Annotated in this window: 29 protein-coding genes; 15 read left to right on the top strand and 14 right to left on the bottom strand. The window is 71.2% G+C overall.

Going from position 1 to position 26,315, the window contains the following annotated elements:
- Window positions 1-31: 31 nt before the first annotated feature.
- Both rplT and rpmI read right to left on the bottom strand, forming a co-directional pair.
- The gene (gene rplT / locus EP26_RS03815; protein ID WP_043335970.1) at window positions 32-412 is read right to left on the bottom strand and encodes a 50S ribosomal protein L20; all 381 of its coding nucleotides are present in this window, start codon (window positions 410-412) and stop codon (window positions 32-34) included.
- Between the two features lie 13 nt (window positions 413-425).
- Entirely contained in the window at window positions 426-632 is a 207-nt protein-coding gene (gene rpmI / locus EP26_RS03810) for a 50S ribosomal protein L35 (RefSeq protein WP_043335968.1), read from the bottom strand.
- A 152-nt stretch (window positions 633-784) separates the two neighbouring features.
- On the opposite strand from rpmI, the gene EP26_RS03805 reads away from it, so the two are divergent.
- The 6 genes from EP26_RS03805 (at window position 785) to EP26_RS03780 (ending at window position 7,185) form a co-directional block, all read left to right on the top strand.
- The gene (locus tag EP26_RS03805) at window positions 785-2,383 is read left to right on the top strand and encodes a helicase HerA-like domain-containing protein (protein WP_043335966.1); all 1,599 of its coding nucleotides are present in this window, start codon (window positions 785-787) and stop codon (window positions 2,381-2,383) included.
- A 40-nt stretch (window positions 2,384-2,423) separates the two neighbouring features.
- Window positions 2,424-3,233 carry a diaminopimelate epimerase gene (gene dapF / locus EP26_RS03800; RefSeq protein WP_043335964.1) on the top strand — a complete coding sequence of 270 codons (810 nt, stop codon included), beginning with the start codon at window positions 2,424-2,426 and terminating at the stop codon, window positions 3,231-3,233.
- Entirely contained in the window at window positions 3,230-4,468 is a 1,239-nt protein-coding gene (gene mtaB, locus EP26_RS03795; RefSeq protein ID WP_043335962.1) for a tRNA (N(6)-L-threonylcarbamoyladenosine(37)-C(2))-methylthiotransferase MtaB, read from the top strand. The genes dapF and mtaB overlap by 4 nt, the downstream gene beginning before the upstream one ends.
- A gap of 293 nt (window positions 4,469-4,761) precedes the next feature.
- Window positions 4,762-5,766, top strand: a complete 1,005-nt coding sequence (ftsY, locus tag EP26_RS03790; protein WP_052388774.1) for a signal recognition particle-docking protein FtsY — start codon at window positions 4,762-4,764, stop codon at window positions 5,764-5,766.
- Window positions 5,763-6,209: a hypothetical protein gene (locus EP26_RS03785; RefSeq protein ID WP_043335960.1), complete on the top strand. Its 447-nt coding sequence runs from the start codon at window positions 5,763-5,765 to the stop codon at window positions 6,207-6,209. Before ftsY ends, EP26_RS03785 begins: the two co-directional genes overlap by 4 nt.
- A 175-nt stretch (window positions 6,210-6,384) precedes the next feature.
- Window positions 6,385-7,185, top strand: coding sequence for a creatininase family protein (locus EP26_RS03780; protein WP_043335958.1), 801 nt, complete (start codon window positions 6,385-6,387; stop codon window positions 7,183-7,185).
- Here EP26_RS03780 and EP26_RS03775 read toward each other — a convergent pair.
- From EP26_RS03775 to tkt, 6 genes are all read right to left on the bottom strand, one after another.
- On the bottom strand, window positions 7,179-7,589 hold the full coding sequence (locus EP26_RS03775) for a hypothetical protein (RefSeq protein WP_043335956.1): 411 nt from the start codon (window positions 7,587-7,589) through the stop codon (window positions 7,179-7,181). The genes EP26_RS03780 and EP26_RS03775 overlap by 7 nt on opposite strands.
- Entirely contained in the window at window positions 7,589-8,122 is a 534-nt protein-coding gene (locus EP26_RS03770) for an NUDIX hydrolase (RefSeq protein ID WP_245624282.1), read from the bottom strand. The genes EP26_RS03775 and EP26_RS03770 overlap by 1 nt, the downstream gene beginning before the upstream one ends.
- A 49-nt stretch (window positions 8,123-8,171) precedes the next feature.
- Window positions 8,172-8,369: a hypothetical protein gene (locus EP26_RS03765; protein WP_157033394.1), complete on the bottom strand. Its 198-nt coding sequence runs from the start codon at window positions 8,367-8,369 to the stop codon at window positions 8,172-8,174.
- 144 nt (window positions 8,370-8,513) lie between these two features.
- Window positions 8,514-9,713: a phosphoglycerate kinase gene (locus tag EP26_RS03760; protein ID WP_043335950.1), complete on the bottom strand. Its 1,200-nt coding sequence runs from the start codon at window positions 9,711-9,713 to the stop codon at window positions 8,514-8,516.
- A 65-nt stretch (window positions 9,714-9,778) separates the two neighbouring features.
- Window positions 9,779-10,819: a type I glyceraldehyde-3-phosphate dehydrogenase gene (gene gap, locus EP26_RS03755; RefSeq protein ID WP_043335948.1), complete on the bottom strand. Its 1,041-nt coding sequence runs from the start codon at window positions 10,817-10,819 to the stop codon at window positions 9,779-9,781.
- 34 nt (window positions 10,820-10,853) lie between these two features.
- Window positions 10,854-12,902 (bottom strand): transketolase, encoded by a 2,049-nt coding sequence (tkt, locus tag EP26_RS03750; RefSeq protein ID WP_043335946.1) that lies wholly within the window; start codon window positions 12,900-12,902, stop codon window positions 10,854-10,856.
- A gap of 125 nt (window positions 12,903-13,027) precedes the next feature.
- Here tkt and EP26_RS03745 point away from each other — a divergent pair, with 125 nt between their 5' ends.
- Window positions 13,028-13,765 carry a VIT1/CCC1 transporter family protein gene (locus tag EP26_RS03745; protein WP_043335944.1) on the top strand — a complete coding sequence of 246 codons (738 nt, stop codon included), beginning with the start codon at window positions 13,028-13,030 and terminating at the stop codon, window positions 13,763-13,765.
- A 161-nt stretch (window positions 13,766-13,926) separates the two neighbouring features.
- Here EP26_RS03745 and EP26_RS03740 read toward each other — a convergent pair whose 3' ends face one another.
- Both EP26_RS03740 and EP26_RS03735 read right to left on the bottom strand, forming a co-directional pair.
- Window positions 13,927-15,165 carry a Zn-dependent hydrolase gene (locus tag EP26_RS03740; protein ID WP_043335943.1) on the bottom strand — a complete coding sequence of 413 codons (1,239 nt, stop codon included), beginning with the start codon at window positions 15,163-15,165 and terminating at the stop codon, window positions 13,927-13,929.
- Between the two features lie 285 nt (window positions 15,166-15,450).
- A complete protein-coding gene (locus EP26_RS03735; RefSeq protein ID WP_043335942.1) occupies window positions 15,451-15,873 on the bottom strand; it encodes a VOC family protein in 423 nt (140 codons plus the stop codon).
- Between the two features lie 50 nt (window positions 15,874-15,923).
- Between EP26_RS03735 and EP26_RS03730 the strand changes: the two genes are divergently transcribed.
- Window positions 15,924-16,181, top strand: coding sequence for a hypothetical protein (locus EP26_RS03730; protein WP_043335940.1), 258 nt, complete (start codon window positions 15,924-15,926; stop codon window positions 16,179-16,181).
- A 5-nt stretch (window positions 16,182-16,186) separates the two neighbouring features.
- On the opposite strand, the gene EP26_RS03725 is transcribed toward EP26_RS03730, so the two are convergent.
- The 4 genes from EP26_RS03725 to EP26_RS03710 are packed head-to-tail and all read right to left on the bottom strand — an operon-like array spanning window position 16,187 to window position 19,265.
- On the bottom strand, window positions 16,187-17,086 hold the full coding sequence (locus EP26_RS03725; protein WP_052388762.1) for an iron-containing redox enzyme family protein: 900 nt from the start codon (window positions 17,084-17,086) through the stop codon (window positions 16,187-16,189).
- A complete protein-coding gene (locus EP26_RS03720; protein WP_043335937.1) occupies window positions 17,086-18,051 on the bottom strand; it encodes a methyltransferase in 966 nt (321 codons plus the stop codon). Before EP26_RS03720 ends, EP26_RS03725 begins: the two co-directional genes overlap by 1 nt.
- 57 nt (window positions 18,052-18,108) lie before the next feature.
- Complete coding sequence (locus EP26_RS03715) at window positions 18,109-19,035, bottom strand: histone deacetylase family protein (protein WP_043335934.1); 927 nt, start codon at window positions 19,033-19,035, stop codon at window positions 18,109-18,111.
- Window positions 19,032-19,265, bottom strand: coding sequence for a sulfurtransferase TusA family protein (locus EP26_RS03710; RefSeq protein ID WP_043336143.1), 234 nt, complete (start codon window positions 19,263-19,265; stop codon window positions 19,032-19,034). Before EP26_RS03710 ends, EP26_RS03715 begins: the two co-directional genes overlap by 4 nt.
- Before the next feature lie 41 nt (window positions 19,266-19,306).
- Here EP26_RS03710 and EP26_RS03705 point away from each other — a divergent pair, with 41 nt between their 5' ends.
- The 7 genes from EP26_RS03705 to EP26_RS03675 all read left to right on the top strand — a co-directional run bounded on the left by EP26_RS03705 (window position 19,307) and on the right by EP26_RS03675 (window position 26,313).
- Window positions 19,307-20,197: an ROK family protein gene (locus tag EP26_RS03705; RefSeq protein WP_043336141.1), complete on the top strand. Its 891-nt coding sequence runs from the start codon at window positions 19,307-19,309 to the stop codon at window positions 20,195-20,197.
- Window position 20,198: 1 nt separating this feature from the next.
- Window positions 20,199-21,461 (top strand): DNA polymerase IV, encoded by a 1,263-nt coding sequence (locus EP26_RS03700; RefSeq protein ID WP_043335933.1) that lies wholly within the window; start codon window positions 20,199-20,201, stop codon window positions 21,459-21,461.
- 31 nt (window positions 21,462-21,492) lie between these two features.
- On the top strand, window positions 21,493-22,272 hold the full coding sequence (locus tag EP26_RS03695; protein WP_043335930.1) for an SDR family oxidoreductase: 780 nt from the start codon (window positions 21,493-21,495) through the stop codon (window positions 22,270-22,272).
- Window positions 22,269-22,664 (top strand): dihydroneopterin aldolase, encoded by a 396-nt coding sequence (gene folB, locus EP26_RS03690; protein ID WP_043335928.1) that lies wholly within the window; start codon window positions 22,269-22,271, stop codon window positions 22,662-22,664. Before EP26_RS03695 ends, folB begins: the two co-directional genes overlap by 4 nt.
- Window positions 22,665-22,966: 302 nt before the next feature.
- On the top strand, window positions 22,967-24,865 hold the full coding sequence (gene uvrC / locus EP26_RS03685; RefSeq protein WP_084112298.1) for an excinuclease ABC subunit UvrC: 1,899 nt from the start codon (window positions 22,967-22,969) through the stop codon (window positions 24,863-24,865).
- 49 nt (window positions 24,866-24,914) lie between these two features.
- Window positions 24,915-25,535: a CDP-diacylglycerol--glycerol-3-phosphate 3-phosphatidyltransferase gene (gene pgsA / locus EP26_RS03680; protein ID WP_043335926.1), complete on the top strand. Its 621-nt coding sequence runs from the start codon at window positions 24,915-24,917 to the stop codon at window positions 25,533-25,535.
- Between the two features lie 91 nt (window positions 25,536-25,626).
- Window positions 25,627-26,313: a hypothetical protein gene (locus EP26_RS03675; RefSeq protein WP_043335924.1), complete on the top strand. Its 687-nt coding sequence runs from the start codon at window positions 25,627-25,629 to the stop codon at window positions 26,311-26,313.
- Window positions 26,314-26,315 lie beyond the last annotated feature (2 nt).

Below are 26,315 nucleotides of genomic sequence, written 5' to 3'. Positions count from 1 at the left end.
GCGCAACTCGATCCCCGCGAGGGGAAGGAAATCAGGCCGCCGGCGTCGCCGCCGGAGCCGGACGCGCCGCGCGGGCCTTCTCGACCAGCGCCGCGAAGCTCGTCGGATCGTCGAAGGCGATCGTCGCCATGACCTTGCGGTCCAGCTCGATCCCCGCCGCCTTGATGCCGGCGATGAACTGCGAATAGGTCAGCCCGTGCTCGCGCACCGCCGCGTTGATCCGCTGGATCCAGAGGCCGCGGAAGTCACGCTTCTTGTTGCGGCGGTCGCGATAGGCGTATTGCAGCGCCTTCTCGACCCGCTCCAGCGCGGGGCGGAAATTCGTGGAGGACCGGCCGACATAGCCCTTGGCGAGCTTGAGGACCTTCTTGTGACGGGCGTGCGCGGTGACGCCCCGCTTGACGCGTGCCATGGCTCAGACCCCCTTACCGGACCAGCCCATAGGGCGCCCATTGCATCACCGTCAGACCGTCCTGGTGCCGCAGCACCTGGGTCCCGGTGTTCTGCCGCTTCACCTTGGAGGAGCGGTTGCGGAGCATGTGCCGCTTCTTGCCGGGGCCGGCGAGCACCTTGCCCGTGGCAGTCACCTTGAAGCGCTTCTTCACAGAAGACTTCGTCTTCATCTTGGGCATTTGGACCTCCTTGTCCGGTCAGGATGCGCGCCCGAGGGCGCACGAAGCCGCGGCCGGGCATGCCCACCAAGCCCGTCGCGCGGAGAGGGGCGGCGTATAGCGGCGCCACGCCCCGGATGCAAGCGCCGCCCGCCTGCCCTATAAACCCTGCCATGACGGACCACATCCTGATCGGCCGGGGCGAGCACCCCTGCACCCTCCTCCTCTCGCGCGCGAACCGCCACGGGCTGGTCGCGGGCGCCACGGGCACCGGCAAGACCGTCACCCTGCAGACCCTGGCGGAGGGCTTCTCCCGCGCCGGCGTCCCCGTCTTCTGCGCCGACATCAAGGGCGACCTCGCCGGCCTTTCCCAGCCCGGCCGACCCAACCCGAAGCTGGAGCAGCGCGCCCACGACCTCGGCGAGGCCGATTTCGCTTATGAATCCGCCCCCGCCATCCTCTGGGACGTCTTCGGCCAGCAGGGCCACCCGCTGCGCGCGACGGTCGCCGAGATGGGCCCGCTGCTCCTCGCCCGCATGCTGGAGTTGAACGAGACCCAGGAGGGCGTGCTCACCATCGCCTTCAAGCTGGCCGATGACGAGGGCCTGCTGCTGCTCGACTTCAAGGACCTCCGCGCCATCCTGACGCATGTCGCCGAGCGCGCCAGCGAACTCGGCGCCACCTACGGCAATGTCAGCAAGGCGACGATCGGCACCATCCAGCGCCGCCTGCTGATGCTGGAGCAGGCCGGCGGCGAGCAATTCTTCGGCGAGCCCGCCCTCTCGCTCGCCGACCTCATGCTCCTCACCCCCGACGGCCGCGGCGCCGTCAACGTGCTCGCCGCCGACAAGCTGATCGCCTCGCCCCGGCTCTACGCCACCTTCCTGCTCTGGCTGCTCTCCGAGCTCTTCGAGGAACTCCCCGAAGTCGGCGACCTGCCGAAGCCCAAGCTCGTCTTCTTCTTCGACGAGGCCCACCTCCTGTTCCGCGACGCGCCGAAGGTCCTCATCGAGAAGGTGGAGACCGTCGTCCGCCTGATCCGCTCCAAGGGAGTGGGCATCTACTTCGTGACGCAGAACCCCCTCGACCTCCCGGCGACCGTCCTCGGCCAGCTCGGCAACCGCGTGCAGCACGCGCTCCGCGCCTTCACCCCGGCCGAGCAGAAGGCCGTCCGCGCCGCCGCCGAGACCTTCCGCCCCAACCCAAAGCTCCGCGTCGAGGACGCCATCACCCATCTGGGCGTCGGCGAGGCCCTGATCTCCACCCTCCAGGAGGACGGCACGCCGAGCCCGGTCGAGCGCGCCCGCATCCTGCCCCCCCGCGGCCGCATCGGCGCCATCACCCCCGAGGAGCGCGCCGCCGTGCTGAAGGCCGGCCCGCTCGCCGGCCGCTACGACGAGGCCATCGACCGCGAGTCGGCCTATGAACGCCTGCAAGGCCGCGCCACCGCCACACCCGCCTCCGGCCCCTGGCGCAGCGGCCCCGCCCCGACCCGCGACAGCAACCCCTGGGGCGGCGCCACCTCCCTTCCTCCCCTGCCGACACCGCCACCCGCCCGCAGCAGCCGCATCCCCCAGATCCCGCAAGGCGGCGGCCAAGGGGGAGGCATGGGCGACATCCTCGGCAACATCCTCACCGGCCGCGGCGGCAAGCGCGAGGGCGTCGCCGAATCCATGGCGAAATCCGCCGCCCGCAGCATCGGCAGCTCGGTCGGCCGCCAGATCAGCCAGGCCGTCCTGCGCGGCGTGCTGGGCTCCATCCTGAAACGGTAGGGTTGGAACGGACGGCCTCACGGGGCATATCTCCCCCGTGATGGTTCCCTTCCGCAAGATGCACGGCCTCGGCAACGACTTCGTCGTGCTCGACGCCCGCGCCCAGACGCTGCCGATGAGCGCCGCCCGCGCCGCCGCCATCGCCGACCGCAGGCGCGGCATCGGCTGCGACCAGTTCATCGTGCTCGAGCCCGGCACCGACGGCGCCGATGTCTTCATGCGCATCCGCAACCCGGACGGCTCCGAGGCCGGCGCCTGCGGCAACGCCACCCGCTGCATCGCCTCCCTTGTCGCCGCCGAGACCGCCGCCGACCGCGTCACCATCCGCACCGTCTCCGGCGACCTGCCCGCCGATCGCCTCGGCGAGTTCTGGCGCGTCGATATGGGCCCCGCCCGCCTCGGCTGGCAGGATGTCCCTCTCGCCCGCGCCATGGACACCCTCCACCTGCCATTGGAGGACGCCGCCGCCTGCTCCATGGGCAACCCCCATGCGACGCTCTTCGTCCCCGACCTCGACGCCACCCCGGTCGCCACCCTCGGCCCCCGCCTGGAGCACGACCCGCTCTTCCCCGACCGCGCCAATATCGGCTTCGTCCAGGTCCTCAACCCCGAGCACATCCGCCTGACGGTCTGGGAACGCGGCGCCGGCCTGACGCTGGCCTGCGGCTCCGGCGCCTGCGCCGCCCTGGTGAACGCCGCCCGCCGCGGCCTCACCGGCCGGGCCGCGACCGTCACCCTCCCCGGCGGCGACCTCCACATCGAATGGCGCGCGGACGGCCATGTGCTGATGACCGGCCCTGTCGCCACCGCCTTCACCGGCACCATCGACCTCGACAGCCTGCCCCTGTGACGCTCGAACTCCTCACCTTCGGCTGCCGCCTCAACACCTACGAGTCCGAGGCGATGCGCGACCTCGCCGGCAAGGCCGGGCAGCAGGGCATCATCGTCAACACCTGCGCCGTCACCGCCGAGGCCGAGCGTCAGGCCCGCCAAGCCATCCGCCGCGCCGCCCGCGAGAACCCGGGCACGCCGATCATCGTCACCGGCTGCGCCGCGCAGATCGCCCCCGACAAGTGGGCGACGCTCCCCGGCGTCACCCGCGTCATCGGCAACGCCGACAAGCTGAAGCCCGAAGCCTGGTCACTCGATGCCCCGCCTGCCCCGGTGACGGACATCATGGCCGCCACCGAGACCGCCGCCCATCTCGTGACCGAGTTCGCCGGCCGCGCCCGCGCCTTCGTCCAAGTGCAGCAGGGTTGCGACCACCGCTGCACCTTCTGCGTCATCCCCTATGGCCGCGGCCCCTCCCGCTCCGTCCCCATCGGCGCCATCGTCGAGCAGGTCCGCGCCCTCGTCGCCCATGGCTACAAGGAGGTCGTCCTCACCGGCGTCGACATCACCAGCTACGGCCCCGACCTCCCCGGCCAGCCGCGCCTCGGCCAGATGATCCGCCGCCTGCTCGCGCTCGTCCCGGAGCTCCCCCGCCTCCGCCTCTCCTCCCTCGACCCGGTCGAGATCGACGACGACCTCTGGCGCCTGATCGCCGAAGAGCCGCGGCTGATGCCGCATCTCCACCTCTCGCTCCAGCACGGCGCCGACCTCATCCTGAAGCGCATGAAGCGCCGCCACCTCAAGGCCGACGCCCTTGCCGTCGCCCGCCGCGCCCGTGCCCTCCGCCCGGAGATCGCCTTCGGCGCCGACCTCATCGCCGGCTTCCCCACCGAGACCGAGGAGCAGTTCACCGAGATGCTCGACCTCGTCGCCGAGATGGAACTCGCCTTCCTGCACGTCTTTCCCTATTCCGAGCGCCCCGGCACGCCGGCCGCCCGCATGCCCGCCGTGCCCATGCCGGTGCGGAAGACCCGCGCCGCCCGCCTTCGCGCCGCCGGTGCGGCAGGCGCCGCCCGCTTCTACGCCGCCCGCCTTGGTCAGGAGGAATCCGTGCTGTTCGAGCGTGAGGATCGCGGCCACACCGCGCATTTCGCCCCGATCCGCCTGGCGCGCGGCCAGGCCGAGCCCGGCACCCTGCGCCGCCTCCGCGTCACCGCCGCCGATGCCGACGGCCTGCTGGCCGAGGCCGCCTGACCATGGCGCTGAAGGACTGGCTCGGCCGCATCCGCGCCAAGCCGAGCGAAGCGGAAACGCCGCTCTCCACCCCGCCCGGCCAGCTGCCGGAGCCCGAGCCGCCGCAGGGCGCCCCGACCCTGCCGCCCGCCGCCAGCCCCGGCCTGTCCACGGCGCCCGTCCCCGTCCCGCCCCCCTTCACCGCTCAGCCCCCCCTCGCCCGCCTCGGCGCCGCGCCCGAGCCCGCCCCCTTCGAGATCGCCCTCACGCCCGAGGAGGAGGCCGCGCTGCGCGAGGCCGGCTTCGAGGCGGAAATCGAGGCCGAGGCGCCGCAGCCACCCCCCGCCCCGCCCCCTGCCCCTGCCCCCCTCCCGACGGAGGAGCCGGCCGAGGCCGCCCCCGCCGGCTGGTTCACCCGCCTCCGCACCGGTCTCTCCCGCTCCACCGCCCGGCTCACCGAGAGCGTCACCACCCTCTTCCGCAAGCGCCGCCTCGACGAGGAGGCCCTGGAGGAGCTGGAGGACACGCTCATCACCGCCGATCTCGGCGTGGCCGCCTCCCGTCGCATCGTGGAGGGCTTCCGCCGCACCCGCTTCGGCAAGGAGGTCACCGACGAGGAGGTGAAGGCCGCCCTCGCCGAGGAGATCGCCACGATTCTCGCCCCCGTCGCCCAGCCCCTGGTGCTCGACCCGGCGCGTGCCCCGCATGTCGTGCTGGTTGTCGGCGTCAACGGCACCGGCAAGACGACGACCATCGCCAAGCTCGGCCAGCAATACCGCGAGCAGGGCCTCTCCTGCGCCTTCGTCGCCGGCGACACCTTCCGCGCCGCCGCCGTCGAGCAGTTGCAGATCTGGGGCGAACGCACCGGCGCCCGCGTCTTCACCCCCGCGAAGGAAGGCGCCGACGCCGCCGGCCTCGCCTTCGACGCCCTGACCGCCGCCCGCGCCGAGGGCATCCAGGTCCTCCTCGTCGACACCGCCGGCCGCCTGCACAACAAGTCGGCGCTGATGGAAGAACTCCGCAAGGTCGTCCGCGTCATCAAGCGGGTGGACCCCGAGGCGCCGCACTCCGTCCTCCTCGTCCTCGACGCCACCACCGGCCAGAATGCCGTGCAGCAGGTGAAGGTCTTCAAGGAGATGGTCGACGTCACCGGCCTCGCCGTCACCAAGCTCGACGGCAGCGCCAAGGGCGGCATCGTCGTGGCGCTAGCCCAGGAATTTGGCCTGCCCGTCCATGTCGTCGGCGTCGGCGAGAAGGCCGCCGACCTCCGCCCCTTCACCGCCCGCGACTATGCGAGGGGGCTGGTCGGCCTGCCATGATCCCCCGGCGCATCCTGCCGCTGCTCCTCCTGGCCCTCCCGGCCGCGGCCCAGGACCCGCCCGCCATCTTCGTCGAGTTGCTCCCCGCCGAGGGCCGCGCCCCGGTCCGGCTGAATGCCATGCAGGTCGTCCGCGTCGCCCGGCTCGACGGCGCGACCATCCTCGACACCACCGCCTTCGTCCAGCAGCGCAGCAGCGAGGCGCTCGATGCCGTCATCCGCCGCCTGCAATCCGCCGGCCTCCGCCTCGTCCCGCTGACCGACCTCAACGGCGCCCGCACCTTCCTGGCGCTCGACCGCATCGTCCTGGTCCGCCCTTCGGAAGAGCGACACGCGGCGGGCGCCCGCGCCGCCATCGTCGTCGCCGGGCTGCGCTTCGCGACCGATGTGGCGGTGCGCGAAACCGTGGCCGACGTCATGGCCGCTATCGCTACCGCCCGCTGATCGGGGGGCATCGGAGGCACTGCCCCCGATCCCCTCGAACTCCGCCACCAGGGACCGAAAGGCCCCTGGACCCCTTGAGTTAAACTAACGGTTTCCAAAGGCCTTTCGGCCTTTGGCAGGGAGAGTATGAGAGGGGCAGAGCCTCTCTCTTTCCCAACGGAAGGAAACCACCACCATGCCCACTGAGATCCGCTGGGACCGCATGACCGGCCCCGAGCTGAAGGCGCTGGCCGCCCGCGACGCCCTCGTCATCCTCCCCATCGGCAGCCTCGAGCAGCACGGCCCCCACCTCCCGGTCTGGACCGACAGCGCCTGCGCCCATGAATTCGCCCTCCGCGCCGCCGCCGCCGTGGCCGGGGAGTTACCCGTCGCCGTCCTCCCCCCGATCTGGCTCGGCCTCTCGGAGCATCACCTGCCCTTCGGCGGCACCATCACGCTGGACCACGCCACCTTCCAGGCCGTGCTCCGCTGCGTCGTCCGTTCCCTGGTCGCGGACGGCTTCCGGAAGCTGCTGATCGTCAACGGCCATGGCGGCAATATCGACCCGCTGGCCGTCGCCGGCCGCGAGCTGGCGGTCGAGTTCGGCATCCCCATCGTCACCACCACCTGGCCCCAGGTCGCCTCAAAGGAGATCGCCGCGATCCTGACGACCCAGCCCGGCGTCCAGCATGCCTGCGAGGGCGAGACCAGCCTCTGGCTCGCCTTGGACGCCGCCCAGGTCCGCCAGGAGAAGATCGCCGAAAGCCTCTCCAACCCGCCGCCGAACCCGCCCGCCGGCTTCGTCCGCTTCTACTCCTTCGAGGAGCGCGCCCCTCGCACCGGCGTCCGCGGCGACCCGCGCGCCGCCACGGCCGAGAAGGGCGAGGCCATCTTCGCCGCCGTCACCAAGGCCCTGGCCGCCGCCATGCGCGACCCCGTGCTTTGGACCACCCCCGACCCGGTCTGGAACCTCGGCCGCGGCCTCAAACCTCAATAAGCGAAGGGCACCCGGAGCCTCGCGCCCGGCGCTGGCCGGTAAAGCTTGTCCTCCAGCAGGCTCGGCGAGCCCTCCTCCGCCAGCCCCCGCCCCGGCAGGTTCCGGTAGAGCAGGCTCGGGCTGAGGGTCGTCCTCGGGTCCGGCAACGGCGCCTGCCGCTCCACCATGCGATTCGGCACCGGCGCGAGGTTGCCCAGCTGGGGTTGGCGCGGCGGCAAGGGCAGCGCCGCACGCTTGCTGAGGTCGAGCGCCGGAGGCTTCCGCAGCGCGGGCGCCCTGGGCCGCGGCCTTGCGGGCGCCGCCCGCTCCGGCAACCGCACCTCCGGCCCCGGCGCCAGCACTGCCGCCTCCTCCGCCCAGGCCGGCCCGGCGAACAGCAGCAGCGCGAGCAGAGTCCGCCGCATCACAATCCCTCCCCCGGCAAGGGCCTGGTTCCCCGCGCATCCTCGGGCGGATTCATCGCCGGCAGGCCAAGCGGCCGCCCCGCCGCCTCCCGCCATTGCCGCAACGCCCAATGGACCGAGGGAAAGGCGATCTCCCCCCACGGAATCTCATCCCAGCCGAACAGCCGCACATCCAGGCTCTCCGGCCCCGCCGCGAAGCCCGGCTCCGCCAGCCCCGCGCGGAAGATCACCTGCACCTGCCCGATCCGGGCAATGGAATAGATGGCCAGCACACCCTCGATGGCGATGCGCGCCTGCGCCTCCTCCCAGGCCTCCCGCCGCGCGCCCTCCTCGACGGTCTCGGCCATTTCCATGTAGCCGGCCGGCAGGGTCCAGAAGCCGCGCCGCGGCTCGATCGCCCTTCGGCAGAGCAGCACCTGCCCCTCCACCTCGACGACGCTGCCGACGACGATCTTGGGGTTCTCATAGGCGATGAAGCCGCAATCGGAGCAGGTCAGCCGCTCGCGATCCTCACCTTCCGGGACGGTGCGCACGAAACTTGCCATCCAAAGAGGATGGGCAAGCCCTCGGGCAGGTGCAAGCTCAGACCCGCAGGTCGAGCAAGGAACCGCGCGGCAGCGGACGCCCCGGTGCAGCCGGCACCGCCTCCAGCGTACGTTGCGTCGGCTGGGCCTCGGCAGCCGGGCCATTCTGCCCCGGGCTGACGCCCCTGACCGGCTGGGCCGGCCTGGTCTGTGCCACCTGCGTCGTGAAGGCGGCGAGCGCATTGGTGCTGATCATGCGCCGGATCATGCCCTCGAGGTCTGAATCCCCGGTAAAGGCGGGAGCACGATACCGGCGGTCGCGGGGCTGGATGCGCATGCCGCAGCATGGCGCCCGGCCCCGTTAACCGTCCAGCAAGCTTTGGTCACATCTGCCCGAAGATCAGGCAGCCGTCTCCAACGCCGCCACCCCGGGCAAGGTCTTCCCCTCCAGCCATTCGAGGAAGGCGCCCCCCGCGGCCGACACATAGGTCATCCGCTCCTCGACCCCCGCATGCTTCAGGGCCGAGACCGTATCCCCGCCGCCGGCGATCGACTTCAGCCCCATCGACTGCGTCAGCCCCGCCACCGACTGCGCGACGGCGACCGTCGCCGCATCGAAAGGCGGCGTCTCGAAGGCGCCGAGCGGCCCGTTCCACACCAGCGTCGAGGCCTGCCGCAGCCGCGCCTCGATCGCCGCCACGGTATCCGGCCCCACATCCAGCGCCATCATCTCGGCCGGCACCGCATCGATGCCAACCTCCCGCGTCGGCACATTCGCCGCGAAGGCCGCCGCCACCACCAGGTCGCTGGGTAGGATGATCTCGCAGTTCGCCGCCTTCGCCGTCTCCAGGATCGAGCGCGCCGTGTCGTACATCCCCGCCTCCTGCAAGGACTTGCCCATGGCATGCCCCTGCGCGCCGAGGAAGGTATTCGCCATCGCCCCGCCGATGACCAGCACATCCACCCGCTTCACCATGTTGCCGAGCAGGTCGAGCTTGGTGCTGACCTTCGCCCCGCCGACGATGGCGACGACAGGCCGCGACGGGTTGCCGAGCGCCGCATCCAGCGCCTCCAGCTCCGCCTGCATCAGCCGCCCGGCATAGGAGGGCAGCAGCTGCGCCACGCCCTCGGTGCTCGCATGCGCCCGGTGCGCCGCCGAGAAGGCATCGTTCACATAGACATCGGCCAGCTTCGCCAGCCCAGCTGCCAGCGCCGGATCATTGGCCTCCTCGCCCGCATGGTAGCGGGTGTTCTCCAGCAGCAGCACCTCGCCATCCTTCAGCGCGGCGGCAGCCGCCTCCGCCTCCGGCCCGACGCAGTCATCGACGAAGGCGACAGGCCGCCCGAGCGCCTGCGCCAGCGCCTCCTGCATCGGCTTCAGCGACATCTCCGGCACGCGCTTGCCCTTCGGCCGGTCGAAATGGCTGCAGACGATCACCCGCCCGCCCTTCTCCGCCAGCTCCTGCACGGTCGGCGCCAAGCGCTCGATCCGCGTGCGGTCGGTGATGACGCCATCCCGCACCGGCAGGTTGAGGTCGGCGCGCAGCAGGATGCGGCGGCCCTTGGGGTCGAGGTCGTCGAGGGTACGGAAGCGGGCCATCCGGTGCGGTCCTCAATGCAACGCCCGCCCGCGGCAGCGCGGGCGGGCGTCGTGTTGGTCTGGTCTTACAGGCTGCCGAGCAACGCGGCGGTGTCCGACATGCGGTTGGAGAAACCCCACTCGTTGTCGTACCAGCTCATCACCCGCACCAGCGCGCCGTCGACCACCTGGGTCTGCGTCGCGTCGAAGGTCGAGGAATGGCTGTCGTGGTTGAAGTCGATGGAGACCAGCGGCGCCGTGTTGTAGCCGAGGATGCCGCGCAGCTCGCCCTCGGCGGCCTCCTTCATCGCCTGGTTCACCATCTCCTTGGTGACGCCCTCGGTCTTGAGGTTCACGTCGAGCGAGATGAGCGAGACATTCGGCGTCGGGATGCGGATGGCGGTGCCGTCCAGCTTGCCCTTCAGCTCCGGCAGCACGAGGCCGACGGCCTTCGCCGCACCCGTCGAGGTCGGGATGGCCGAGACGGCGGCGGCGCGCGCCCGGTGCAGGTCCTTGTGCAGCGTGTCGACCGTGTTCTGGTCGCCGGTATAGGCGTGGATCGTCACCATGTAGCCGCGCTGGATGCCGAACTTCTCGTGCAGCACCTTCGCCACCGGCGCCAGGCAGTTGGTGGTGCAGGAGGCGTTCGAGACGATCTGGTGACTCGGCTTCAGGATTTTGTGGTTCACACCATAGACGATGGTCGCCTGGGCGCTGTCGTCGGCATGCACTTCGGCCCAGGTGACGGGGGCGGAGACCAGCACCTTCCGCGCGCCGGACTGCAGCAGCAGCGCCGCCTTGTCGGAATTGGTGAAGATGCCGGTGCACTCGGCCGCGACATCGACGCCCTGCCAGGGCAGCTTCGTCGGGTCGCGCTCGGCCGTCACCTTGATCGGCGCATAGGTCCGGCCATTGGCCGAGATGATCATCGAGTTGCCCTCGACCTGCACCTCGCCCGGGAAGCGGCCATGCACGCTGTCATAGCGGAAGAGATGCGCATTGGCCTCGACCGAGCCGAGGTCATTGATGGCGACGCATTCGACGTCGTCGCGCCCGCTCTCGATCATCGCCCGCAGCACCAGCCGCCCGATGCGCCCGAACCCGTTGATCCCGACCTTCACGGCCATCATCGTCTTCCTTCTCTTGGAGCCCGATCCGGGCTCAACCGATACGCTTCTTCACCGCCGCCGTCACCGCCTCGGCGGTGATGCCGAAATGGCGGTAGAGGTCCTCCACCGGCGCGGAGGCGCCGAAGCCCTCCATCCCGATGAAGATGCCCTCCGGCCCCAGCCAGCGCTCCCAGCCGAAGCCCACCGCCGCCTCGATGCCGACCCGCAGCGCGCTGCCCAGCACCTGCTCGCGGTAGCCCGCATCCTGGGCGGCGAACAGCTCCCAGCAGGGCAGCGAGACGACGGCCGTGGCGATACCTTCGGCCTCCAGCGCCGCCCGGGCAACCAGGGCGATGGACACTTCCGAGCCAGTGGCGATCAAGGTTGCGCGCCGCGCCCCGCTCGCCTCCTCGACCACATACCCGCCGCGGGCGCAGCGGTTCTCGCCCGCCTCGGTCCGGTAGGCCGGCAGCCCCTGCCGCGACAGCGCCATCACGCTCGGCCCGTCCGCCCGCTTCACGGCGAGTTCCCAGCACTCGGCCGTCTCCATCGCATCGCCGGGGCGGAAGACGAAGAGGTGCGGGATGGCCCTGAGCCCCGCCAGCGTCTCCACCGGCTGGTGCGTCGGCCCGTCCTCGCCGAGGCCGATGCTGTCATGCGTCAGCACATGGATGACGCGCTGGCGCATCAGCGCCGCCAGCCGGATTGACGGCCGCATGTAGTCGGCGAAGACCAGGAAGGCGCCGGAATAGGGGATGATCCCCCCATGCAGCGCCATCCCGTTCATGGCGGCCGCCATGCCGTGCTCGCGCACGCCGTAATGCACGTAGCGCCCGTTGAAATCCCCGGGCTTCACCGAGGGGATGCCCTTCACATTGGTGTTGTTCGACCCCGTCAGGTCCGCCGAGCCACCGACCATCTCCGGAATCGAGGGCACCAGCGCCTCCAGCGCCCGCTGCCCCGCGATGCGGCTGGCGATCTTCGGCCGCTCCTCCGCAGTCTTCGCCCGCAGCGCCGCCAGCGCCTCGTGCCAGGCCTCCGGCAACCTGCCGGCGATGGCGCGCTCGAACTCGGCCTTCATCGGGTGCTTGGCCAGCCGCTTCAGCCAGGTCCGCCGCGTCCCCGCCGAGCGCCGCCCGACTGCCTCCCAGCGCTCCCGCAGCCCATCCGGGACCTCGAAGGGCGGGTGGTTCCAGCCCAGCGCCGACTTCGCCGCCGCCGCCTCCTCGGGCCCGAGCGGGCTGCCATGGCTCGCCGCCGTCCCCGCCTTCTTCGGCGCGGAGAAGCCGATGATCGTCTTGCAGGCGATCAGCACCGGCTTCGGCGTCCTGACGGCCCAGGCCAGCGCCGCCGCCACCTCCGCCGTGTCGTGCCCATCGACTCGCCTGACCGCCCAGCCATAGGACTGGAAGCGTTTCAGCGTATCGTCGGTGAAGGAGAGGTCGGTCGGCCCGTCGATGGTGACCTTGTTGTCGTCCCAGAGCAGCGTGAGCTTGTCGAGGCCGAGATGCCCTGCGAGCGAGGCCGCCTCATGGCTCACCCCCTCCTGCAGACACCCGTCGCCGCAGATCGCCCAGGTCCGGTGATCGACCAGGCTCTTGCCGAACCGCGCCGCCAGGATGCGCTCCGCCAGCGCCATCCCCACCGCATTGCCGACCCCCTGGCCGAGCGGCCCCGTCGTCGTCTCGATCCCCGGCGCCTCGCCGAATTCGGGGTGCCCCGCCGCCGGCGAATGCAGTTGGCGGAAATGCCTGATGTCGTCGATCGTCATCCCAGGTTGACCGGTGAGATGCAGGATCGAGTAGAGCAGCATCGAGCCATGCCCGGCGCTCAGCACGAAGCGGTCGCGGTCCGGCCAGCGCGGATCGGCGGCGTCAAATTTCACGAACTGGCTGAACAGCACCGTCGCCACATCGGCCATGCCGAGCGGCATGCCGGGATGGCCCGATTTCGACTTCTCGACGGCATCGATCGCCAGCGCCCGGATCGCATCCGCCATCCGCCGCTCCTCGGTCGCCGGCCGGGCGAGGATCTCGGCCTGGAGCGCGAGCGCCGGGTTCGGCTTGGCCTGGGGCTGGGTATCGGGTTCGAGGCTGGCCAAAACAGCGGTCCTCCTGGGTTGCGCGCCCTATACGGCCGGTGGCCGGGAGGGGCAACCCGGCCTCCCTTCGGCGGTCGCTAAGTCGCTTAGCGATTTCACACCGCTTTCCCTGCTAGTCTCCCGCCATGGACGCCGCCCCCCAGCGCGAGGAACTCCCCCCCGCCCCGCCCGGCCCGCCCGAGGGCGAGCAGCATTTCACCGCCTCCGAGACGGTGCGCGACCTCGTCATCGGCATGGCCGACGGCCTCACCGTCCCCTTCGCCCTCGCCGCCGGCCTCTCCGGCGCCATCGCCGCCAACCCGCTGATCGTGACCGCCGGCCTTGCGGAGATCGCCGCCGGCTGCGTCGCCATGGGCCTCGGCGGCTACCTCGCCGCCCGCACCGACGCCCAGCACTTCCAGGCCGAGCGCCGCCGCGAGGAACAGGAAACCCGCGACTACCCCGACCGCGAGCGCTGGGAGGTCGCGGCCATCCTCCACCGCTACGGCCTCCGCGGCGACACCCTGCGCCAGGCTACGGAGGCCATCGCCACCGACCGCCGCCGCTGGGTCGACTTCATGATGCGCTTCGAGCTGGAACTGACCGAGCCCACCCCCGGCCGCGCCGCGCGATCGGCGGCGACCATTGGCGGCGCCTATCTGATGGGCGGCCTGGTCCCCCTCTCCCCCTACATCCTCATGGCCGAGACGCGCCCGGCCCTGATGGTGTCCGCCATGATGACGGGCCTCGCCCTGCTTGGCTTCGGCTGGCTGAAGGCCCGCGCGACGGGCCTGCCCCCGCTCCGCGGGGCATTGCAGACCTTCGGCATCGGCGGCCTCGCGGCGACGGTCGCCTACCTCATCGCGCAATGGGTCGGCGGCTGACGATCCGCTGGACGTCGGCCCCACTCTCGGCTACAGGATTATTTGCCGAAGGCGAAGCCGCGCCCGCCACCCCGCCTCAATCCCAAAAATCTAAAATTTTCCCCGCAAGCCCCAAGCGAACCAAAGGCTTGCCGCGCCACCCCTGCAAATTTTGAGAATACTCAAACCGCCCGGTTCGCCCGCGCCACCACCGCCTCGAACAGCACCTGGCACCCCGCCTCCGCCTCGTCCGGCTCGATGCTCTCCGCCTCGTTGTGGCTGAGCCCGTCCTTGCAGGGGGTGAAGATCATCGCCGTCGGCACGCTTCGCGCCACATAGACCGCATCGTGCCCAGCACCCGAGACGATCTCCCGCGCCGGCAGCCCGAGCCTCGCCGCCGCCTGTCGCACGAGGTCGACGCAGCCCGGATCGAAAGGCTGCGCCGGCAGCCGGAACAGCTCCTCCAGCTTCAGCGGCGTCCCGCAATCGCGGGCGATGAACCCTGCCTCGCGCGGGAATTGCGCCGCCAGCCGCTCGATCTCGCCAAAGTCGGGGTGGCGGAACTCGACGCTGAACCGCACCTCGCCCGGGACCACGTTGCGGCTGTTCGGCAGCACATGCAGCTGCCCGACGGTGCCGCGCCCGTCCTCGCCCCGCGCCCGCATCATGCGGTCCACCAGGTCGATGATCCGCGCCGCGCAGACCAGCGCATCCCGCCGCGCGGAGGGCGGCGTCGTCCCCGCATGCGCATCCTGCCCGGTGACGACCGCATCGTACCAGACCTGCGCCTGCGCCCCGGTGACGATGCCGATCCGCTTGCCTTCGCGCTCGAGAATCGGCCCCTGCTCGATATGCAGCTCGAAATAGGCATCCGCCGGGAATGGCTTCGCCGGCATCTCGCCCTTGTAGCCGATGCCGGTCAGCGCCTCCTCGACCGAGACACCCTCGACATCGCGCAGCCCATAGACCTTCTCCAGCGTATAGACGCCCGCCCAGGCACCGCTCCCCATCAGCGAATGGCCGAATCGGCTGCCCTCCTCGTCGGTCCAGTTGACCAGCTCGATCGGCGCCTCGGTCTGGATGTTGAGATCGTGCAGGCTGCGCATCACCTCCAGCCCCGCGATCACGCCGAGCGCACCGTCGAACTTGCCGCCTGAAGGCTGGCTGTCGAGATGGCTGCCCATCAGGACCGGCAGCCGTGTCGGGTCGCGCCCCTCGCGCCGGGCGAACATGTTGCCAATGGCGTCCACCCGCACCGTGAGCCCCAGCGCTTCGCACCAGCCGCGGAACCGCTCCCGCCCCTGCCGGTCGACCTCGGTAAGCGTGAGGCGCCGGACGCCACCCTTCGGCGTCGCGCCGATCTCGGCCATCGCCATCAGGCTGTCCCACAGCCTTGCCCCGTCGATCCGCTGATTGCTCATCGCCAGTATCCCCTGCTGCCCGCGCCATAGGCCGCGGTGGCGCTGCGGGCAAGCGCCTCACTCGGGCCGCAGCACCGTGCCCGATTCCTGCGGCAGGAGGGCTCGCGGCGCATCGGTCACCACCCGCGCCATGGGCCAGCCCGGCCACAACGAGCCCGCACATCGCCGTCATGCCGGCGGGCGGATGACGGAGGCGAAGCGGCCGCAGGGAAGGATGCATGGCGTCCAAGAGCTGTCCGGGGCTTTCACGGTGATGAGGCCGGACGAGCTCCGCGAGGCGCAACGCTACCAGACCGGCCAAAGGCCGGGTGTCGCAAGTTCGAGCAGGTTGCCGTCCGGGTCACGGAAATAGACGCTCTCGCTGCCCCTCGGCCAGCGCGTCCGCCCCTCGATGGCGATGCCATGCGCCGACAGCCGCGCCTCCCAGGCGGGTAGCGCCTCCGCCGTGACGGCCAGCGCCGCATGAACCCCGCCGATGCCGTCATGCGGCGGGATGGTGCCGCCTGGCAGGTGCACCGTCGCCGTGGTGCTGCCGCGCAGGAAGACCAGCAGCGCGCTCCGCCCACCGACCGGATAGGCGGTCAGCCGCTCATCAGCGAACATCGGCGCAAGGCCGAGCACGCCTTCGTAGAAGCCGCGCGCCCGTGCCATGTCCTCGGCGTAAAGCGCGGTCTCCAGCAATCCGGCAAGCGGCGGGGCGTCGGTCATGCCGCATCATGCCCCTTCGCAAGCCAGCCCGGCCACACGATATGACGGGGATGCGGTGCCTCCTCATCCTCGGCCTGATCGCGGCCGCGCTGCCAGCCGCGGCGCAGCAGCTCCCGCCTGCTCCGGTGACGCCGGCCGAGCGGCAGCGCCAGCTCGATGCCTGGTGGGCCCGGCAGCGCGAGAAGGAGGCGACCGACCGCGCCATCAACGGCCCGCGCGAAGCCCGGCGCGCCCTCTCCCGCGATCAGTTCGAGCGCTGGAACCGGCAGAGCGACCGGCGGCGCGGCATCCCGCTGCCGCCCTTCTGACTGCTTCAGAACGGCAGGCGCAGCGCCCGCCGGTACCGCGCGAAGCAGGCCGCGCCGCATTCGAGCCGCATCAGCGCGCCCTCCGCCATCGCCGTCGCATAGCGCGGATTCTCCGCGACGAGCGGCCGGATCGCCTCGGCATTCCAGGCCGCCGAGTGCTTCACGTCAAGGATGGCGTGCAGGTCGAAATAGTGGCGGTCGCCGGCCGGCACCTTCAGCCGCTTCAGCCCGCGCGCGACCATGGCCGAGCGGCCGGGCGCCGTCTGCTCGATCACCCCGAGCGCGCCGACCGAGTGATAGGCATAGCGCCGGTTCGCCGCGAGCCCGGCCATGACATTGGCCAGCGCCAGCGCCTCCCACACCGTCGTCTCGATCCGCGGATCGAGGCCGAGCCGATGGGCGAGCGTGTCGAGCAGCGGGCCGTGCATGCCCTTCGGGTTGCCGCGGCCCATCTCGTCCCAGTAGTTGCGCGCGATCTCGAGCTTCGGCCGCTGCGGCATGCGCACCTGGGTCAACGCGGCCAGATCCTCGAAGCCGGCCTCGCCGGCGACTTCCTGGGTGAGGAACCAGCGCATCTCGTTCATCGAGGCCCGCTCGGCCAGCCAGGGAAAGAGCGGGTCGCCCTGGCCGGGGCCGTTGCGGTCCAGCGCCTCGAACCAGGCGATGAAGCCATCCGGGTCGGTTGGCGCCTCGGCGGCGCGGGCAGCGACCGCGGCGCGGCGCGCTTCGAGGAAATCGGCCTCCTCACGTTCCAGCGCGGTCAGCTCCTCCCTGTCCTGCGCCCAATCGCTGTCGGGCAGGGCCGGGGTGAAGCGGCGGCGGTTCAGTCCGGCGAAGCGGCGCTGCAGACGGTCCTGCACGGCGTCCTCGGATGTGGTGGTCGGATACAGGCTGCCTTCCGGCATCATCGCCTCCCTGGCTTCGTTACGGTGAGCACGACGGCAGCGATGCGGTCGGCTTGGTCATAGGCGCCGCCCTCCAGCTCCTCGCCGAAGACATCCGGATCGGCCTCGCGGTAGCGCCAGGGCATGTCGGCCCCGGCGAGGCGGCGCATAGCCGCGTCGAGGAAGGCGTCCTGCCCCCCGACGATGGCAATGCCGGTGTAGAGGACGAGGGTGCCCCCCGGCGCCAGACGCCCCAGGGCCGCATCGAGAATGGCGACGGAGAGGCCCTCGCCGAGCGACCCGCCGCCATGGCGGTAGGACCGCCGCGCTGGGTCGAGCAGGTAAGGCGGGTTGGAGACGATCAGGTCGAACTCGCCCGGCACCCCCGTCAGCAGGTCGCTCCGGATGGCCGCCGCATTGGGCGTATTGGCGAGGGCAGCGTTGACGCGTGCGAGGCGGAGCGCGGCATCGTTGATGTCGAGCATCGCCACCTCGGCCTGCAGGCAGGCCTTGGCGACGAGGATGCCGCCCGGCCCCGCGCCGCAGCCGATATCGGCTGCGCGACGGATGGGATCGGTGCGGGCAGCCAGCTCCGCCTGGATGGCCGAGGCGAAGCGATATGTATCCGGCCCGAAGAACACGGCATCGGCGGCGCCGGTTGGATAAGCGGAATGCAGGAACACCTCGCCGTCCAGGCTGGACAGCCGCAGGAGGCTGCGCCAGAGCGGCCCATCGCCCTCGGGCACCGCCACCTCGGCCCGGCGCATCAGCTCGAACAGCCCGGGCGGCATCACATCCGGTGAGAAGGGGCGGCTCCAGCCGAAGACATCACGCAGGTCGCGCGCCACCTTGTTGCCGGGTCGCATGTTGACCCGCGCATGGGTCGCCGGCGTTGGCGTGACGAAGCGATAGCCGGTGTTCCGCACCGCCTCCGCAAGGGTGAGGAGCGCGGCGTCGGCGCCGTTCAGGGGTTCGGGATGGTACATTCAGCCAGGGCGAACGGCAGGCGCCCTCCGCAGTTCCAACCGGCTCCGAGCCGATCCTCAGGCTTGCATCAGCACCCGCACATGCGCCGCCGTGCTGCTGGCCAACGCGTCGAGGTCGTAGCCGCCCTCCAGCAGGCTGACGACGCGGCCGCCGCAGCGCCGCTCGGCGATGCCGCAGAGCGCCTCCGTTACCCAGGCGAAATCCGCCTCGCGCAGGCGGAGCTGCGCCAGCGGGTCGCGCGCATGGCCATCGAAGCCGGCCGAGATCACCAGCAGGTCCGGCTGGAACCCCTCGATCGCGGGCAGCAGCGCCTGCCAGGCCTCGCGGAACTCGGCGCCATCGGCCCCGGCCCGGAGTGGCGCATTGAAGATGTTGCCCACCCCCCGCTCCCGCCGATCGCCCGTCCCCGGATAGAGCGGCCATTGATGCGAGGAGGCGAAGAGGATCGACGCATCCGCCTCGACGCAGGCCTGGCTGCCATTGCCGTGATGCACGTCGAAATCGAGGATGGCGACGCGCGCCGCGCCATGCACCGCCTGCGCATGCCGCGCGGCGATGACGGCATTGGCGAAGAAGCAGAAGCCCATTGGCCGCGCCGGCTCGGCATGGTGGCCGGGCGGGCGCGTGGCGCAGAAGGCGCGGCGCACCTCGCCGCCCATCACCGCATCGACAGCGGCGACGGCGGCGCCGGCCGCCCGGAGCGCGGCCTCGGCGCTGCCGGCGCTCATCACCGTATCCGCATCCATCGCCACGCTCTCGCCCTCGGCCGGGCGGATGGCAAGGATGGCGTCGATGTAGTTGCGCGGATGGGCGCGCTCCAGCTGCTCGACCGTTGCCTCCGGCGCCTCGGCGCGGATGAGGTCGCTGAACTCCTCCACCTCCAGCCCTGCCAGCACGGCGCGCAGCCGGTCGGGACATTCCGGATGGTAGTCGCCCGGGTCGTGGCGGAGGCAGGCGCGATGGGTGAGCAGCAGCAGGCTCATGCCGCCTCCTTCTTCCGCAGGACGAAGCGCCAGACGCCCTCCGCCTCGGCGGCCTCGACCAGCTCGTGCCCGGTCTCGGCGCAATAGGCGGGGAAGTCCTTCGCCGCCGCCGGGTCGGTGGCGAGCACCACCAGCTGCGCGCCCGGCGGCAGGGCCCGCAGCGCCTTGTTGGCCTTCAGCACCGGGAGAGGGCAGGAGAGGCCCTGCACATCGAGCAGCGTTTCAGACATGCTGAAGAGCACAGCACCCGGCCCCCATCATGACAAGCACCATGCCCTTCCGCCTCGGCATCGACCTCGGCGGTACCAAGACAGAGATCGTGGCGCTCGACGCCACGGGCGCCATCCGCCTCCGCCGCCGGGCGCCGACGCCGCCCGACTATGCCGACGTCATCGGCCTGATCGGCGCGCTGGTGGAGGCGGCGGAGGCGGAGCTGAGCGGCCAGGGCTCGGTCGGCATCGGCATCCCTGGCAGCCTCTCGCCCGCGACGGGGCTGGTGCGCGGGGCGAACTCCACCTGGCTGAACGGCGGGCGGCTGGATGCCGATGTCGCGGCGCGGCTCGGCCGACCCGTGCGGCTCTCGAACGATGCCAATTGCCTGGCGATGAGCGAGGCGGCGGATGGCGCGGGGGCCGGTTATCGCCGTGTCTTCGCCGTCATCCTCGGCACGGGCGTCGGAGCGGGAATCACCACGGAGGGGCGAATCGAGGAAGGGCGCAACCGCATCACCGGGGAATGGGGCCACAACCCGCTGCCCTGGATGACGCCGGAGGAGTATCCCGGTCCGGCCTGCTGGTGCGGGCGGAGGGGCTGCATCGAGACCTTCCTCCGCGGCCCGGCGCTGGCGGCCGATGCCGATGGGTCGGGCGCGCGCGATGCCGGCGGGCTGCCGGCGCGGGCTGCCGCAGGGGATGCGGCGGCGGCCGGGGCGATCGCCCGCCATGCCGACCGGCTGGCTCGGGCGCTGGCGCATGTCATCAACCTGCTCGACCCGGACTGCATCGTGCTGGCGGGTGGCCTCTCCAACATGGCGCATCTCTATGACCTAGTGCCGCGGCGATGGCGGGACTTCGTCTTCTCCGACGTCGTGGAGACGCCGCTGCTGCGGGCGGTGCATGGCGACAGTTCCGGCGTGCTGGGCGCGGCGCGGCTCTGGGACTGAGATGCCCGCCCTCTGCCGCGACTGCTTCCGCGAGGTGCCCGAGGCGCGCGGCACCTGCTCCGCCTGCGGCTCGCGCCGCTTGGTGCGGCACCCCGAGCTGTTCACGCTGACCGTCGCACATGTCGATTGCGACGCCTTCTACGCCAGCATAGAGAAGCGGGACCGGCCGGAGCTGCTGGCCCTGCCGGTGATCGTCGGCGGCGGCCGGCGCGGCGTGGTCTCGGCCGCCTGCTACATCGCCCGCACCCGCGGCGTGCGCAGCGCCATGCCGATGTTCAAGGCGCTGGCGCTCTGCCCCGACGCCGTCGTCATCAAGCCGGACATGACGAAATACGCCGCCGCCGCGCGGCAGATTCGCGGGCTGATGGAGGCGCTGACGCCGCTTGTCCAGCCGCTCTCGATCGACGAGGCCGTGCTCGACCTGCGGGGGACGGCGGCGCTGCACCGTGCCCCGCCCGCCGCTGTGCTGGCCCGCTTCGCGCGCGAAGTAGAGGTCCAGGTGGGCGTCACCGTCTCCATCGGCCTCGCCGCCAACCGGCTGCTGGGCAAGTTGGCGGCGGAGCGGGACAAGCCGCGGGGCTTCGCCGTCATCGGCGCCAGCGAGGCGGCGGAATGGTTGGCGCTGCAGCCGGTGACGCTGCTGCCGGGCGTCGGACCGGCGCTGGCCCGGAAGCTGGAGGCGGCGGGCTTCACCCGGCTCGGCCAGCTGGCGGCGCTCACCCCGCTGGAGGCGGCGCGGCGCTTCGGCGAGGACGGGCCGGGCCTCGCCGCCCGCGCCCGGGGCGAGGACAGCCGGCCGGTCAACCCGGAGCGCGAGACCAAGAGCATCAGCGCCGAGACCACCTTCGACCGCGACCTTGCCGCCATCGCCGAGCTGGAGGCGCCGCTCTGGCGGATGTGCGAGAAGCTGGCGCGGCGGCTCAGGGAGAAGGAGCTGGCGGCGGCCGGGGTCGTGCTCAAACTGAAGACGGCCGGCTTTGCGCTGCGAACGCGCAACGCCCGCCTCCCCTCCCCCACCCGGCTGCCGGAGACGCTCTTCGCCGCCGCCCGGCCGCTGCTGCTGCGCGAGGCGGATGGAACGGCCTTCCGGCTGATCGGCATCGGCGCGCAGCCGCTGGCGCCGGCGGCCGGCGCCGACCGCGGCGACCTCGCCGACCCGGAGGCGCCGAAGCGCGCCGCCCGCTGGCAGGCGGTGGAGGCGCTGCGGGCCCGCTTCGGCGAGGCGGCGGTGATGCAGGGGCGCGGGCTGAAGCCGCGGGCGTGACGCGGCGCCCGGGCTGCGCTACAGCGCGCCCATGTTCCCCATTCCTTCCGCCATCCCGCGCGCGGCGCTCGTTACAGGGGGCGCCAAGCGCCTCGGCCGGGCGATCGCGCTCGGCCTCGCCGAGGCCGGCTTCGACATCGCCATCCACTATGCCGGCAGCGCCGAGGCGGCGGCGGAGACGGCGGCGGCGATCCGTGCCCTCCGACGCAAGGCCGTGACGTTGCAGGCCGATCTCGGCCAGGAGGCGGAGACGGCGCGGCTGCTGCCGGAGGCGACGGCGGCGCTCGGCCCCATCGGGGTGCTGGTGAACAATGCCAGCACCTTCGAGCGCGACGAGTGGGAGGACGCGACGCGGGAAAGCTGGGATCGGCACCTGGAACCCAACCTCCGCGCGCCCTTCCTGCTCGCCCAGGCGATGGCCCGCGCCCTGCCGCCCGAGGCCGAAGGGCTGGTGCTCAACATGCTCGACCAGCGGGTCTGGTCGCTGACCCCGCATTTCACCAGCTACACCGTCTCCAAGGCGGCGCTCTGGACGCTGACGCAGACGTTGGCGTTGGCGCTGGCGCCGCGCATCCGGGTCAACGGCATCGGGCCGGGGCCGGCCTTGCCGAGCCCGCGACAGAGCGAGGAGCAGTTCCGCCGGCAGTGCCAGTCGGTGCCGCTGCGGCATGGGACGAGCCCGGAGGAGATCGCGCGGGCGGCGCTCGCCATCCTCGCATTACCGTCGATGACCGGGCAGATGATCGCCCTCGATGGCGGGCAGCACCTGCAATGGGCGCCGAGCCCCGAAGCGGGGGGCCTCGAGGAATGAACGCTCCGGATGCGACGCGGCGGCTGCGCCTGGTCTTCGTGCGCGGCCTCGCCTTGCAGGCGCGGCTTGGCATCTACCCGCATGAGAAGGCGCGGCCGCAGCGGGTCATCGTCGGGGTGGAGTTGGCGGTGGAGGATGAATCGGCACCGGCCTCGGTTGGGCCGGACGACCTGCGGCGGGTGGTGAATTACGAGAGCGTCGTCCGCGCCGCCCGCGCCGCGGCCGAGGATGGGCACACTCTGCTGGTCGAGACCCTGGCCGAGCGGATTGCCACGGCGGCGCTGGTCGATCCGCGGGTGATGACCGCGCGGGTGACCGTCGAGAAGCCGGATGCCTTTCCAGATGCCGCAACCGTCGGCGTTACGATCGAGCGTGTCCGCAATCGGCCGTAACAGAACAGCAATATAACAACGGTTCCCGTCGAAAATCATCCACCGGCAAATTTGACACCCACATCGGCGTGAAGCCTGTCAAGACCAACATAGCTCTTGACCCGTCAACCTCGGCGCTCAAAACCCAAATGGGTTGAAATTCAACATGTTATGAATGTGCACAAAATTCGCGCAAACCCGTATGACTGGCGGATGACAGCCATTTCTGGCCCGATTCCCATCGCGCATCCACAGAGTTGTCCACAGGATCGGTGGAGAAATCCCGGTTGCGCTTCGGCAGCCCGTTTCCCTTATCACTGCCCATGACGAATGCCGGGACCACGCCTGAACCGACGCAAGCCGAGGCCGAGGCGGCGCCGGTCATGGAAGGCGTGCGGGTGATCGAGACGGCGCTCGCCACCCTGCCTCTCGCGCCCGGCGTCTACCGGATGCTCGACGCCAAGGGCGATGCTCTCTATGTGGGCAAGGCGCGGGCGTTGAAGAAGCGCGTCGTCGCCTATACCCAGGTTGGCCGGCTGCCCGAGCGGCTGCGGCGGATGGTGCACGAGACGCGCAGCCTGGAGGTGATCACCACCGCCTCCGAGGCGGAGGCGCTGCTGCTCGAGGCCAACCTCATCAAGAAGTTGCGGCCTCGGTACAACATCGTTTTGCGGGACGACAAGTCCTACCCGTGGCTGGTGCTGACCGAGGACCACCCCTATCCGCAGATCACCAAGCATCGCGGCGAGCGGCGGAAGGGAGCGAGCTACTGGGGCCCCTTCGCCTCGGCCTGGGCGGTGAACCAGACGCTGACCGCGTTGCAGCGCGTCTTCCTGCTGCGCTCCTGCCGGGACACCGTCTTCGACAGCCGCGACCGGCCCTGCCTGCTCTACCAGATCCGCCGCTGCTCGGCGCCCTGCGTCGACCGCATCTCGAAGGAGGATTATGCGGAGCTGGTGCGGGATGCGAAGCAGTTCCTCTCCGGCGAGACGCCCTCCATCCAGAAGACCCTGGCGCGGGAGATGGAGGAGGCGGCGGAGCGGCTGGAATTCGAGCGGGCAGCGGCCATCCGCGACCGCATCCGTGGCCTGACCCATGTCCAGGGACGCGACCGGATCAACATGGAAGGCATCGGCGATGCCGATGTCGTGGCGCTGCATCAACTCGCGGGCCAGACCTGCGTGCAGGTCTTCTTCTTCCGTGGTGGGCGGAACAACGGCAACCGGCCCTATTTCCTCTCGAAGGGCGACCAGGGACCGGAGGAGGTTATCGGGGCCTTCCTAGGCCAGCTCTATGACGACCTGCCGCCGCCGCCCCTCGTTTTGCTCAGCCACGAGCCGGCGGAGCGGGCATTGATCGCCGAGGCGCTCTCCATCAAGGCCGGCCGCAAGGTCGAGCTGCACCGGCCGCAGCGCGGCGACAAGCGCGCTGCGGTCGAGCATGCCGAGACCAATGCCCGCGAAGCGCTGGAGCGCCGCATGGCGGAAGGTACCGCACAGCAGACGCTGTTGCAGGGCGTGGCCCAGCTCTTCGACCTGCCGGCCATGCCGGAGCGGATCGAGGTCTATGACAATTCCCACATCCAGGGCGCGCATGCCTATGGGGTGATGGTCGCGGCCGGGCCGAGCGGCTTCCTCAAACAGGCCTACCGCAAATTCTCGATCCGCGGGCCGGTGAAGCCGGGCGACGATTTCGGCATGATGCGCGAGGTCTTCGAGCGCCGCTTCGGCCGGGCGCTGAAGGAGGACCCGGAGCGCGAGAGCGGCACCTGGCCCGACCTGGTGCTGATCGATGGCGGGCTCGGGCAGTTGAATGCCGCGCGGGAAATCATGGCGGAGCTCGGCGCGCATGACATCCCGCTGGTCGCCGTCGCCAAGGGGCCGGACCGGGATGCGGGGCGGGAGTGGTTCCACCGCACCGGGCAGGAGCCCTTCCAACTGCCGCCACGGGACCCGGTGCTCTACTACCTGCAAAGGCTGAGGGACGAGGCGCACCGCTTCGCCATCACCACCCACCGGGCGGGGCGGTCGAAGGCGCTGACTACCTCGGAGCTCGACGAGATCCCGGGCGTCGGCAGCGCGTTGAAGCGCAAGCTGCTCAACCATTTCGGCTCGGCTCGCGGGGTGCGGAACGCGGCGCTGGAGGATCTTGAGAATGCGCCGGGGATCGGGCCGGCAGTGGCACGGAAAATTCACGAGCACTTCCATCCGACCAGGGGGTGATAGAGCGTGACTGGACGGGCGCGCGCCGCTCCGCCATGACTGCGCCGACATGCCGACCGACCTGCCCAACCTGCTGACGCTGTCGCGCATCGCGGCGATCCCGCTGCTGGTGCTGCTGGTGGCCTTGCGGACGCCCTGGGGCGATGTCGGCGCCTGCCTGGTCTTCTCGGTCGCTGCCATCACCGACTATTTCGACGGCAAGATCGCCCGGCAGCGGCAGAGCATCTCGGGCTTCGGCCGGATGCTGGACCCGATCGCCGACAAGCTGCTGGTCGGCGCGGCGCTGATGCTGCTGGCGGGGCTCGACCGGCTGCCGGGGCTGGCGCTCTACCCGGCCATCCTCATCATGCTGCGGGAGATCCTGGTCTCCGGCCTGCGTGAGTATCTCGCCGAGTTGCGGATCGGGCTACCCGTTACGCGGCTCGCCAAGTGGAAGACCGGTTTCCAGATGGGCGCGCTCGGCACGCTGACCGCCGGCGAGACCGGGGCCGCCGTGCTGCACCTCTCCTTCCTGCCCGTCGCGCTGATCGGCGAGGCGATGCTCTGGACGGCGGCGGCGCTGACGCTGGTCACCGGCTGGGACTACCTGCTCGCCGGGCTTCGCAATGCGGAAAGGGCTGCGCCGGCACAATCGTCCGAAAGCCATGCGAAACCGGCGGCGCGGCCGTGACGCTGTTTCCCTTGAGGCAGGGGCGGCGGCAGCGCATGGTGCAGCCGATTCCCGGCCAGGTGGGCGCCTGGGCGGACCACAGGAGTTGACGATGATTCGGATTGGCGGATCGGTGGCGGCACTTGGCCTGGCCGCGCTGCTCGGGGGCTGCGGCTGGACGGACCGGGCCAGCTACAGGGCGGTGAACGGCGTGACCAATGCCGGCGCCGCCATCGGCATGCCCTGGGGCCGCATGGAGGAGCCACCGCCCGAGCAGAGCGAGACCATTGCACGCATCACCGGCAATGCCCCGCAGATGGTCGCGCTCCAGCCAGAAGCCGGCAATGTCTGGCCGGCGCAGGAAGGCCCGCGCGCCACTCTGGCCAACCCGGATGCGGCGCTTCGCAACATCCCCACCTATCGCCCGGGCGAGCTCGACCGCATGTCGGCCCCGGCCGGCCGCTCCACCTGGCAGCCGACCGACCCGCCGCCGGTGCGCGACATGCCGCCGGGCCTCAGTGGCAGTTCCTCCCCGCCGCCGCCGCCGGTCCGCCGCATCGAGCCGCCGCGCGCCAATGTTTATCAGCCGCCGCCCGGCGCCAATTCCCCGCCGCCGGCGCGGCTCGAGGGGCGGGTGATCCAGACCCCGGGCGGGCCCGTCACCAGCACCGGCGGCACCGACCGGGTGCAGGGCTACATCGCCCCCGGCGGCGGCACCGGAACGCTGCACAACGACGGCAACACCACCACCCTGATTGGCCCCAACGGTCAGGTGCAGACCATGCCGACGCCGCGCTGAGG

Source organism: Belnapia moabensis DSM 16746 (assembly GCF_000745835.1).
GTDB lineage: Bacteria > Pseudomonadota > Alphaproteobacteria > Acetobacterales > Acetobacteraceae > Belnapia > Belnapia moabensis.
This window is presented reverse-complemented; position numbering and strand designations above follow the sequence as displayed.